The 11,907-nt window shown below is 48.0% G+C and carries 12 protein-coding genes; 6 read left to right on the top strand and 6 right to left on the bottom strand.

Translation table 11 applies throughout. The annotated features are described in order from the left end of the window. Window positions 1-61: 61 nt before the first annotated feature. From NDA06_RS18575 to gcvH, 4 genes are all read right to left on the bottom strand, one after another. Window positions 62-661 (bottom strand): COP23 domain-containing protein, encoded by a 600-nt coding sequence (locus NDA06_RS18575; RefSeq protein WP_190986513.1) that lies wholly within the window; start codon window positions 659-661, stop codon window positions 62-64. Window positions 662-841: 180 nt separating this feature from the next. Beyond that, window positions 842-1,474 (bottom strand): type I restriction enzyme HsdR N-terminal domain-containing protein, encoded by a 633-nt coding sequence (locus tag NDA06_RS18570; RefSeq protein ID WP_190986512.1) that lies wholly within the window; start codon window positions 1,472-1,474, stop codon window positions 842-844. A gap of 121 nt (window positions 1,475-1,595) precedes the next feature. Then, window positions 1,596-4,544 (bottom strand): aminomethyl-transferring glycine dehydrogenase, encoded by a 2,949-nt coding sequence (gcvP, locus tag NDA06_RS18565; RefSeq protein ID WP_190986511.1) that lies wholly within the window; start codon window positions 4,542-4,544, stop codon window positions 1,596-1,598. A gap of 457 nt (window positions 4,545-5,001) precedes the next feature. Then, window positions 5,002-5,391, bottom strand: coding sequence for a glycine cleavage system protein GcvH (gene gcvH / locus NDA06_RS18560; protein ID WP_190986510.1), 390 nt, complete (start codon window positions 5,389-5,391; stop codon window positions 5,002-5,004). 84 nt (window positions 5,392-5,475) lie between these two features. Here gcvH and NDA06_RS18555 point away from each other — a divergent pair, with 84 nt between their 5' ends. Continuing rightward, entirely contained in the window at window positions 5,476-6,318 is an 843-nt protein-coding gene (locus NDA06_RS18555; protein WP_190986509.1) for an alpha/beta hydrolase, read from the top strand. A 75-nt stretch (window positions 6,319-6,393) separates the two neighbouring features. On the opposite strand, the gene NDA06_RS18550 is transcribed toward NDA06_RS18555, so the two are convergent. Then, the gene (locus tag NDA06_RS18550; protein WP_190986508.1) at window positions 6,394-7,431 is read right to left on the bottom strand and encodes a M28 family peptidase; all 1,038 of its coding nucleotides are present in this window, start codon (window positions 7,429-7,431) and stop codon (window positions 6,394-6,396) included. A 4-nt stretch (window positions 7,432-7,435) separates the two neighbouring features. Then, a complete protein-coding gene (gene gcvT / locus NDA06_RS18545) occupies window positions 7,436-8,581 on the bottom strand; it encodes a glycine cleavage system aminomethyltransferase GcvT (RefSeq protein WP_347276930.1) in 1,146 nt (381 codons plus the stop codon). Window positions 8,582-8,635: 54 nt separating this feature from the next. On the opposite strand from gcvT, the gene NDA06_RS18540 reads away from it, so the two are divergent. From NDA06_RS18540 to NDA06_RS18520, 5 genes are all read left to right on the top strand, one after another. Further along, complete coding sequence (locus NDA06_RS18540) at window positions 8,636-9,109, top strand: hypothetical protein (RefSeq protein ID WP_190410766.1); 474 nt, start codon at window positions 8,636-8,638, stop codon at window positions 9,107-9,109. Between the two features lie 186 nt (window positions 9,110-9,295). Next, window positions 9,296-10,477, top strand: coding sequence for a phosphoadenosine phosphosulfate reductase family protein (locus NDA06_RS18535; protein ID WP_190410767.1), 1,182 nt, complete (start codon window positions 9,296-9,298; stop codon window positions 10,475-10,477). 19 nt (window positions 10,478-10,496) lie between these two features. Further along, window positions 10,497-11,309, top strand: coding sequence for a restriction endonuclease (locus NDA06_RS18530; protein WP_190410768.1), 813 nt, complete (start codon window positions 10,497-10,499; stop codon window positions 11,307-11,309). 12 nt (window positions 11,310-11,321) lie between these two features. After that, entirely contained in the window at window positions 11,322-11,567 is a 246-nt protein-coding gene (locus tag NDA06_RS18525) for an HTH domain-containing protein (RefSeq protein WP_190410769.1), read from the top strand. 74 nt (window positions 11,568-11,641) lie between these two features. Continuing rightward, window positions 11,642-11,797 (top strand): hypothetical protein, encoded by a 156-nt coding sequence (locus NDA06_RS18520; RefSeq protein ID WP_190986507.1) that lies wholly within the window; start codon window positions 11,642-11,644, stop codon window positions 11,795-11,797. Window positions 11,798-11,907: the final 110 nt, after the last annotated feature.

Raw genomic sequence — 11,907 nt, 5'->3', positions numbered from 1 at the left:
GCTTCCAAACAGCCCACTTTTCGGTAAGCTTCAAAGCAGATATTCTGATAGATGCTCTAGCTTAGCGATCTTCAGCCGCTAGCTGCTGGTCTTCCAAATTAACTTCATTAGAGTCAGGAGAAGTAGAACTACTGGCAACACCTGAGCCTTGCTCAACTGTAGTACCATTCCTCAAAGCCTTAGTCATCCGTTGCAAGGACTCGTACCCATCCGCACCAGGTTTGAGCGTTACCAGCAAATTGCAATTGTTGCGGTCAAGCTTAGTTAGGGCACAGATAACAGACTGTTTGGGTGTTTTGGGATCGGAGCGATGACTGAACCCCACTAAACCCTCTTCTCGAAAGCCTTCCAAGCGCTGGGCAATAGCGTCGCACCGTGTCCGAGTATCCCAGTCCTCGCCAAAGCTATTAACCATCTTCAGCCAAGGCTTTCCTTCCTTGTCTTTACGATACATCACCGTCCACACCTCGCCCCCATTTTCCGTGTCGGGTTGCAAGGTGCAAGAAAAGCGGGTTTGCCGGGGAAATATCTCTGGCGGAAAACCAAGAACCAGAGCTACAGCAAAGCCGCCCACAGTCGCCAACATCGAGACCAGGGCTATGGTGAGATTCGCTGTGTTAAACAAATGCTTTCCTTTAGGCTGCTGTTGTCCGTTAGACATAGGAAATGCTTTTAAAACATCCAAACGCTTTGATGCTTCTAAGATAACTCACGAATAAAACCATCTAGGGGAGGATTTATGAAGGAATGGCGATCGCCTCTCTCCTCCTTTCTTTTCCTAACGGCTATCGCCTTCGCTACACTAGTGAGCCTTTGCGGTTCAAATTATTAAATGCGATCGCTACCTTACCACCAATTCACCCAATCGCTTTAAGATACTCAGAACACTATACAACTCATTCCCTCGGCGATAAAGCGTAAATTCATCCGATAAAGCGTACTGGGGCGTGTCTTGCTTGGTGAGTTTTATAAATCTGAAATGACTACCATTACTAATAAATCCAAATGTTGGTTTATCAGAATGAGGATTAGCTAACATATAAGCGAGTATTTGAGGGATTGCTATATCCAAAGAAAATAGCGGTCTTTTAGACTCGATAACCACCACCCATAGTTCACTTTGCAAAACCAAAATATCAATTTTCCCCTGCACTATAACTCCGTCTTCATCTTCATCTGAAATCGTTACAGATTTTTCCGTTTCAATTTCATAAGGTGGACGATAAAAGCCAGCTAGTTTCAGCAGCGGAGAAAGCACCACCATTTTTACTAAGTCTTCTAGCATCGGGCGGCGTTCGATTAAATGTAGATATTCCTCTTTAACTCCGTCTAAAAACTGCTGCTCCTCAGAGGTGATTTGAGGTAAATTATCTACCCATTCAGTAAAAAATCTATTATTTTTAGAAGGTAACAAACCAAATTTGGTCTCTAAACCTCGAAGTGTAATATCCTTAGCTTGAATTGTTTGAATCATACGGCTATTAGTTATCAGCGTTATTTTATGAATTAATTGTAGCGATTAATAACTAATAACGAAAATAGGGGTTTCTCGCTACTAACCAGAGAAACCCCTACTTGATGCCAGCCTAACTGGATTAGCCTTGTGAATAAGCTTCCATCGGGAGACAAGCGCAAACAAAGTTGCGATCGCCAAAAGCATTATCTATGCGTCCGACAGTAGGCCAGAACTTGTGTTCTCTCGTCCACGGCGCAGGATAAGCAGCTTGTTCGCGGGAATAGGAATGATTCCACTCGGAAGTCATTAAGGCTTCTGCGGTGTGGGGTGCATTCTTCAAGACATTATCTTGAGCGTCCATCTTACCCGATTCAATTTCCGCAATTTCCTGACGAATTGAGATCATCGCATCGCAGAAACGATCCAGTTCTTCCTTCGATTCGCTTTCCGTGGGTTCTACCATCACCGTACCCGCTACAGGCCAAGAAACGGTAGGGGCGTGGAAACCGTAGTCCATTAAGCGCTTGGCGATGTCATCTACTTCGATACCCGCAGACTTTTTGAGCGATCGCAAATCTAAAATACACTCGTGCGCCACCAAACCATTCTGCCCTTTGTACAAAACAGGATAGAAAGTTTCTAAGCGACGGGCGATGTAGTTGGCATTGAGGATCGCTACTTTTGTCGCTTCTATTAAGCCTGCTGACCCCATCATGGCGATGTACATCCAAGAAATGGGGAGGATGCTGGCGCTACCCCAAGGTGCGGCTGCAACGGCACCGATGCCTTGTTCGCCGCCAGTTGGGACAACCGAGTGCCCCGGTAAAAATGGCACGAGATGCGGCATTACCCCAATTGGCCCCATTCCAGGCCCACCGCCGCCGTGGGGGATACAGAAGGTTTTGTGCAAGTTTAAGTGACAAACATCTGCCCCGAAGTCTCCCGGACGGCACAAACCGACTTGGGCGTTCATATTCGCCCCGTCCATGTAAACTTGTCCGCCGTTAGCGTGGACGATATTGCAGATTTCTTTAATCGGTTCCTCAAAGACGCCGTGAGTGGAGGGATATGTCACCATCAAGGCGGCGAGTTCATTGCGATGCTTCTCGGCTTTGGCTTTGAGATCGTCTACGTCAATATTGCCTCGATCGTCGCAAGCGATCGCGACCACTTTCATCCCACACATTACCGCACTGGCAGGATTTGTCCCGTGGGCTGATTGAGGAATCAGACAGACATTCCGATGTTCTTCCCCGCGACTTTCGTGATACTGACGAATCACTAACAGTCCTGCATATTCACCTTGAGATCCGGCATTGGGTTGCAGAGAAATACCCGCAAAGCCGGTGATTTCTGCTAACCATGCTTCAAGCTGCTGGAACAGAATTTGATAACCCCGCGTTTGCGAAGGAGGGGCAAAAGGATGAATTTTGCCAAATTCCGCCCACGTTACCGGGATCATTTCCGCCGTCGCATTCAGCTTCATCGTGCATGAACCCAAGGGAATCATCGATGTTGTCAGCGACAAGTCTTTCGCTTCTAGACGGTGCAAGTAGCGTAATAACTTGGTTTCTGAGTGATAGCGGTTAAAGACTGGATGAGTTAAATAGCTGCTTTGACGGACAAAAGGTTCCCCTTGTATAGAGGGGGTTACGCCTTTCCCCAACTCTTCCACCGTAAAGGGCAACTCATGGGTTCCGGCAAAAATTTCAAATAGGTCTTGTAAGTCCTGTACGGTTGTGGTTTCGTCCAAACTGATTCCGACCGCATTTGCATCCAGAATCCGCAAGTTAATCTGACGAGCTTGGGCATCTGCGAGAATGTCTTCGAGAGTGCGTTTGCCCAACTCTACCCGCAACGTATCAAAAAATTGCTCTGCACCGATGCCGTACCCCAGCCGCTTCAATCCTGACGCCAGAATGCCCGTCAGTTTATGGATATTCTGGGCAATTTTTTTCAGTCCAGCTGACCCGTGGTAAACGGCATACATACTCGCCATCACCGCCAGGAGAACTTGAGCGGTACAAATATTACTGGTCGCTTTGTCGCGCCGGATATGCTGTTCGCGGGTTTGCAAAGCTAAACGCAGCGCTGGCTTGCCGTTGGCATCCTTGGAGACTCCGACAATTCGCCCCGGCACCTGGCGCTTATACTCTTCTTTGGTGGCAAAGTAGGCTGCATGAGGCCCCCCATAGCCGAGGGGAATTCCAAAGCGCTGAGTGCTTCCTACCGCAATATCTGCCCCAAATTCTCCCGGTGGTGTCAGCAACGTCAGGCTCAAGGGATCTGCTGCCACCGTGACTAAAGCACCCACTGAATGAGCTTTTTCTACAAAACTCCGATAATCGTATATCGTGCCATCCGTGGCAGGATATTGCAGGATTGCCCCAAAAATTGCTTGCTCAAAATCAAAGTTCTGATGAGTGCCGACAATAACCTTAATGCCCAGCGGTCTCGCCCGTGTTTGCAATACTTCAATCGTTTGGGGATGGCAGGCGCTGGAGACAAAAAAGGCGTTTGCCTTGGTTTTACAGAGGCTATAACTCATTGTCATCGCTTCTGCGGCTGCGGTTGCTTCATCGAGTAAGGAAGCATTGGCAATTTCCAGACCTGTCAAGTCAATAATCATTGTCTGAAAATTCAGCAGCGCCTCTAGTCGCCCTTGGGCAATTTCTGGCTGATAAGGGGTGTAGGCGGTGTACCAGCCGGGGTTTTCTAAAATATTCCGTTGAATGACTGGCGGGGTAATGCAATCGGAATAACCCATGCCAATCAAGGAGCGAAACACCTGATTTTTGGAAGCGATCGCTTTCAATCGACTCAGCGCTGCGTACTCACTCTGGGCTGGGGGAAGCTGGAGCGAATCTGTTTTCGGAGTTGCCCCATTCAGAGAATGCGATCGCCGGATTGCCTGCGGAATCGTTTGGTCGATTAAGGCATCTAGGGTCGATATCCCCAATACCTCAAGCATTTGCTGGACTTCATCCGGGCTAGGGCCGATATGCCGCTGTACAAAAGAAATCGGCTCTCCCATTTCTTCTAGCAGATGCTGACGGCTAGACTCGGTATGAGGGATAGAAATTACCACAGGTTGCTCTCCAGACGCGACTATTTCATATTTTGCAATAATTTTTCGGGGTCAGGCGCTGTAGAAACACCGATTTGCCGCGTCTCGAAGTTACTGCAATTTTAGATTTCAGATTTTGGAAGGAATTATTTATAGGACTTACGCAGAGATCCCCCTTGCATCCCCCTTTAAAAGGCTACGGTGTACAGACATCTTTGGTTAAGTGGCAAAACGTTGATCGATCCCCCTAAATCCCCCTTTTTAAGGGGGACTTTGACATTTATTTCCCCCCTTTTTAAGGGGGGATTCGGGGTCCCCTCTGGGGATAGGGGGGTAGGGGGGATCAAAACGGGACTTGCAAGTTCAAGAAGACTTGTGTGTACACCGTAGCCTTTAAAAAGGGGACTTTTCCGGCTCGTCCGAAAAATAGGGGGTTAGGGGGATCTCGGCTTCAAGCTTGCAGTGGGTAAGTCCGGATCTACTCTCCTTCCACCTGCGAACGATACTCCTCTGCCGATAAAGCTTCATCCAGCTCATCCGGGTCGTTAATCCGAACTTTTAAAAACCATCCTTCGCCGTAAGGATCTTCCGATACGTGTTCCGGAGCTTCCAAGATGGCAGTATTGCGTTCTATAACTGTCCCGCTGACTGGGGCATACATATCTTCAACGGCTTTCACCGATTCAATTGTCCCAAAACTCTCTCCCTTTGAGAGGGCGTCACCGATTTCTGGCAAATCCAGAAATACAATATCGCCCAGCTGATCGATTGCAAAGGCGCTGATGCCAATTGTGGCAATTTCACCCTCCAGTCGCACATACTCGTGAGAATCCAGATATTTTAGGTCTTCAGGATATTCCAGAGCCATTGCACTTCCTTCCTCAAATACGCGCTCAAATAGCTTTAACCAGCCATTAAGTTTACAGCTTCAAACCGTAATATCAGAAACATTATGGATAAGAAAAAGCTTAAACGCCTGCTTTTCGGTGAATTTTCTGTTAAAAGACTTATGCGCTCTGCCATTTTCATCTACGCTTTTCTTTGCTTCTACGCCTATTTCTTTTCCGATAGGATGATTTTTGTGCCCCAGCCGTCCAGCTATCGGGACAGTAGCGAGATTCTCAAGCTAACCACGGCGGACGGTGTGCAAATCTCGGCAGCTTATCTGCCGAATCCCGATGCCACTTACACAATTTTATATAGTCACGGTAACGCTGAAGACTTATTTGATGTCTTGTCGGTACGTCAAGGTTTGCGGGACATGGGCTTTGCTGTCTTCGCCTACGATTATCGCGGTTATGGAACCAGTCAGGGAACGCCTACCGAGCGCAATTCTTATCGGGATATCGACGCTGCTTATACTTATCTGACTCAGCAACTGGGTGTGCCACCGAATCGAATTATTGCCTATGGGCGTTCGGTGGGAAGTGGGCCAGCGGTGGATTTGGCTTCTCGTCAACCGCTTGCGGGTTTAATTGTGGAAAGTGCTTTTGTTACAGCATTTCGAGTCCTGACGCGCATCCCAATTGTGCCGTTTGATAGGTTCCGCAATCTCGACAAGATTAAAAAGGTGCGTTGCCCAGTCTTGGTCATGCACGGGAGGCGGGATGAAGTGATTCCCTTTTGGCACGGGGAGCAACTTTTTGCGGCTGCGAACGAACCGAAGCGCTTTTTGTGGGTGGATGAGGCAGGTCACAATGACTTTGGCTGGGTTGCAGCACAGCAGTCGGAGAAAGCTGTACGGGAGTTTGCCCAGTTGGTGGAGCAGTTTCAGCGCAATTTGCCCGGAGGCTGAAGCTTGGGGATAGGGACACTTCCAGCAAGCTTGACTGAAAGAGCGATCGCTTGAGGGTGGTACAGATAACCTGAATTACTGAAGTCCTGCCAAGTCTGCAACAACGCCCTCTAATCCCGCTACCACCCGCGCCAAGCGGTCGTAATCGATTTTATCGGGGGTATCTTGTGAAGTGTGATAGTTGGGGTAACGGGAGGGTGCAGTGTCTGTGACGATGATACCGGGATAACCTTGCTGCCAGAAAGACCATTGATCCGACCAGCCGACGCCGGGAATCCTTTCTGGGAGGGCGGCACCTTCGGAGGGGAACTTCGCGTGACGACGGAAAGATGCGATCGCTTTCCTCAACAAATCAGCAGAGGTTGGGTTGCTCACAAAGGCAATAAAGTTACCCTGTGAGGGATAGAACAGGCTTAAGGGAAATGGGTAGTTCTGGGTTCCTGGCTTGTCGGAGTAGTAGCCGATTGTTTCCAAACTGAGCATGGCGACAATATTGTCACCGGCGTTGCGGCAGCGTTTGGCATAAACGACGCTTCCCATCTCCGCCGTCTGGAAAAATGGCGGTTCCTCATTCACAAACTCAACGAAGCGCAGAGTTCGGGAGGTCTTTTTTCCAGCAAAGGCACGCGCCAACTCTAGGACGGCTGAGGCACCCGTGCCGTTATCATTGGCACCGGGACTTCCAAATACAGAGTCATAGTGACCCCCAATCACCACAATCTCGTCGGCTCGATTTGTCCCAGCAATCTCGGCTTCTAGGTTGTAATAAGTGTTCTCAGCAATTTTGTATCCTTGGCGTTGAACTTTGTAGCCAGCACTGCTCAACGATGCTTCCAAGAAATCAGCCGCCGCCGCTAGATTCTTATAGTTTGAGAAGTTATGTTCTCCTAGTTCACCGGCAATCTTTTCCACATCTTGCCGGAGGGCATCTCGCAGCGTTTCCTCCTGGGGAGTCAGCGGCGGCAATGCAGCTTGGTAACTGACTCCGGGCATCCAAATCGATGTAAACCACGCCCAAGCGATCGCAATACCCAGAAGAATGCCGATGATGGCAAGCCTAATCAATGCCGCCCGATTCACCAACCACCTTCTCCAGCCACCTCGGTTCGCCATACATTTACTTGCTAGGAAGACGACTGGGGGAGCGATAAAAAGGTTTTTTAACCACAACGGCTGGATAAGCTTTGCCCCGAATTTCTACTTCCAATTCCTGACCAATCTGAGCCAGATTCGGAGGAACATAGGCCAGGGCGATGGGTTGCCCTACCGTTGGTGCTAAGGTACCGCTGGTGACGACGCCGATGGCTTCACCGTTGGATAGCACCGGGTAGCCATGACGCGCAATAAAACGCCCCTGCATTTGCAGTCCTACCAAGCGTCGTTCTACGCCATTTGCCTTCTGTTTTTCTATGACTGGACGCCCGATAAAATCGCCTTTCGTATCCAGATGAACCAGCCAACCCAATCCAGCTTCTAAAGGGGTGGTGCTTTCGTCCATATCTTGCCCGTAGAGGCCCATTGCTGCTTCCAGGCGCAGGGTGTCTCTGGCACCAAGTCCGCAGGGTACGACACCAGCAGTGAAAAGACTGCGCCACAAGTCTACCCCCACTTCTGGGTCTACCATGACTTCAAATCCATCCTCTCCCGTGTACCCAGTCCGGGCGATGAAAGCTGGCTCATTCAAGACGGTTGCTTCCAAATGTCCAAATGCCTTAATCGGCGTCAGGTCTTCCTTGACAAATTCCTGAAGATATGACATTGCTTGTGGTCCCTGAACGGCAATCAAAACTTTTGCTAGGGAAAGATCCTCGAAATCAATTTGAGAAGATTCCAGTTGGGCAAACAGCCATGCTTTGTCTCTGGATCGAGTGGCGGCGTTGACAATCATCGCTCCTCGCTGCTGGCCGTCTGCATCTTCGCCCTGATAATAGAAGATAATGTCGTCCAAAATGCCGCCGTGAGAATTCAGCAGGACGGTGTACTGAGATTCACCAGCTTTCAGGCGGCTCAAATCTGAGGGAACGAGAGGCTGTAAGTACGAAATCAGCTGTTTCCCTTTGAAGGTAAATTTCCCCATGTGGGAGATGTCGAACATTCCCGCTGTGGTGCGGACTGCCAGGTGTTCTTGTCCGATTCCGGTGTATTGTACGGGCATTTCCCAGCCGGAAAAGGCAGTCAATCGGGCTTTTTGTTCGAGGGCAAGTTCATATAGGGGAGTACGGGCAAGCGCCGCCTCTGGATGCAATTCTTCTGACTTAGCCACAGATAGTCATTCCGTCGCAGGTGGATATCTTTTATCCTACGGGATGCTTCTTGCTTGAGCAGTATAAAACGGCAGGTAGCGATCGCACTCTTTGGATGTATTGGATGCGATAGCGAAGCGCTGACTTGTCAGTTCGCACTCTTTGGATGTATTGGATGCGATAGCGAAGCGCTGACTTGTCAGTTCGCGCTTTCACTCAGTGCCTCTAATTTTTGTAGCTTGGCGATTGGAAATCGCAGCTACACAGACGAAACCCGCAAGCCACTCTACACCTTTACGGATGACCAGCAGGCGATCGTCCTTCACCCTGATTGGGCGACTTACCTACAAGAGAACGATGCCCAGATCCAGCAGTGGGCTTTTGATGCGTGGGTGGAGTACATGGAGCGGTGCAATCCAGGCGTTGACCATATCGCCAGCAAGCTCCCGCTGACGCTTCTGATTCTGACGCTGCATTCGGGTGGCTTAAACTGGCATCGCCATCTAGCTCATGTCCTGAGCCTATTTGATGCCAACATTGCCAGTTAGAAGCGACCTGGGCGATCGCAGTACGGCTATACTATTAGCACATTAAAACCATAATTTACAGCTAAAATTTTAGTTTTGAATGGCACTCCACTAGATATAGTGGTAGACGATTCACATCTAAAAGAGATGGCGTAGGGAAAACTAACTGTTAAAGTAAGCAAACAACGCTATTGGTAGTGGGTATTTGTGGCAAAAACGCTAAGTCTGTTTGAAGAAGATCGATTGACGCTGCCGAGGAGCATTGAGCTATCGGTGGAATCGTTGCGTCACTATGGCTGCTTCTACAAACACTGGGCGATCGCCTTCTCTGGAGGGAAGGATTCCTCTGCTACTGTTACCCTCATTGCCCACCTGATCGAAACGGAGCAAGTTCCCAAACCTGAGAGCTTAACCGTCCTTTACGCCGACACTCGCCAAGAGCTACCACCCCTGTATTCGTCTGCACTGGGGATTTCGGAGGAGCTTCGCAAACGCGGGTTTGAAACCCGTGTAGTCTTACCGGAACTAGATCACCGCTATTTTGTTTACATTCTAGGTCGAGGAGTTCCGCCACCCTCTAATACCTTTCGCTGGTGTACACCCAAGCTGAAGGTGATGAGCATGGAACGGGAGCTAGAAGCCCTACGGCAGGAGCGGGGCGAAAAGTTTTTGATGATCACAGGAGTACGGATTGGAGAGAGTGCCGCCAGAGATCAGCGGATTGCGATTAGCTGTACGAAGGACGGCGGAGAGTGTGGTCAAGGTTGGTTCCAGCATTCGTCTTCGGGGGCTGTAGCAGATACGTTAGCACCGATCGGTCATTGGCGGGTCTGCCATGTTTGGGACTGGCTGCTTCACGCCGATTTAGAACTTGGATTCCCCACCTTTGAGATTGCCAGGGTCTACGGGCAGGATGTCAGCGATGGGGAGGAGCCGCTTAATGCCAGAACAGGTTGTATTGGCTGTCCCCTCGATCGCGTCGTGGCTCAGCCAGAATGGACTTACTTGGCACCTTTACAAAAGCTAAGACCCCTGTATTGGGAAATTAAGAAGCCGCAGTATCGTCACCGTAAACATGGAGAGGTCAAAAAAGATGGCTCTCTCTCAGCCAAGCAGAATCGTTTAGGACCACTTCATATGGATGCTCGTCGTTGGATGCTTGAGCAGGTTTTGGCAATTCAGGATGAGGTTAATCAAGCCGCGATCGCCCAAAATCGTCCAACGATCAGCCTAATCAACCAGGAGGAGCATACCCGCATTGAGGAATTGATTGCAGCAAATACTTACCCCGAAAAGTGGGATAGTACAGAGCCAAGAGGAGATGAATGGCTGCCTGAGATTCTATCGGATGGTAGCATTCAGTCACTACTCTTTGGGTCAGACTTTTGATACTAGCTAAATGACAAGTATGAAAGAGGGAACTATTGTTCAAACAATTGCTAAAGTAATGCAGATAGCCAATAGATCTCTGTCAATTTCAGAAATTTATCAACTTATCACTGATCACGATTTCTACAAATTCAAAGCTGATGATCCGGTTCATATTGTTCGCAGTCAGGTTAGACGCCATTGTGAAGGATTAAATTTCTCTTCTGCCTCTTCCAAGAAATACTTTATTCTATTGAAGAATGGAACCTATTGGTTGAAAGGTGCTCCATTAGAGCAAAGCGACAAAGCAGTTGAGGAAGAGGTTCGTGGTGGCTTTCTTGAAGAATTAACATTACTTCATAAAAAGTATATTGCTGATTTTAGAACAAGAATTTTAGAGCAACTGAAAAGACTTGATCCAACTACCTTTGAAATCTTTAGTAAGCGACTTTTAGAAGTATATGGTTTTCATGATGTTGAAGTTACTCGAAAAAGTAGGGATGGAGGAATCGATGGTTTTGGAAAGCTGAAAGTTGGGTTGGCTGATTTAAAGGTTTCTTTTCAGTCTAAACGATGGAAAAAGACTCCGGTTGGAAGGAAGGAAATTGCTCAATTTAGAGGTGATATTCAGGGTAAATGTGAGCAGGGATACTTTTTTACGACATCTAACTTCACGTCAGAAGCTGAAAAAGCCTCTTTTCAACCGGGTGCTGTTCCTATCATTTTAGTTGATAGTTCATTGATTGTTGATTTAATGATAGATAAAAAATTTGGCGTTGAGGTTGAAAGCCTTCCAATTTATAGCAATGCCTTGGATTTGGTAATATCTGAGATAGATGGTTCACTTAGTTAAACAAGTAAAATTATGGAAAATAGAACAATTGCTCAAGCTGTAATCGAGGTGCTGAAAGCCGCTCAAAAACCTATGTCTGCGGCTGACATCACCCATGCAATTGTTGACCGGAAATTGTATGAATTTAGTGCTAAAGATCCTAAAGGAATTGTGCGTGGAGCAATTGAGCGTCGCTGTGAAGGGATAAACCGGAAGAATACAACTTCCGAAAAGTATTTTAAGAAACTTCCAGATGGCAGATATTCAGTTATTAACTGACCATCTTTTGCTGCTCTTGTAGTAGTTATTAAGAAAGCATAGAGGCTTAGTGCTGAAAATTTAGGACAGTAAGTATGTCAAGTCAGAACAAATATGACATTAATCCAGGGCAAGCACTGAAGATCTTTTTAAAGGAACTTTATCCTCCTAGTCAACGAGATCAAACCTGCTCCATCTTCAAGATGGATGATGCTTTAGCATCTGATGGGCGTCTTTTTGAATTGGCTTAACGTGAGTTCGGGATAAGGAGGGGTGGAACAGATACAGTTGAAAGTACCTAATTCTCAACGCATCTCACCACCCCATGCTTAGTTTAGAATCCTTGTTTTGTCATGTCGAT

It is taken from the genome of Trichocoleus sp. ST-U1 (genome assembly GCF_039961835.1).
Taxonomy (GTDB): Bacteria; Cyanobacteriota; Cyanobacteriia; order Cyanobacteriales; family FACHB-T130; genus FACHB-T130.
Note: the sequence above shows the minus strand (reverse complement) of the source record. Positions and strands in the feature narration are given on the sequence as shown.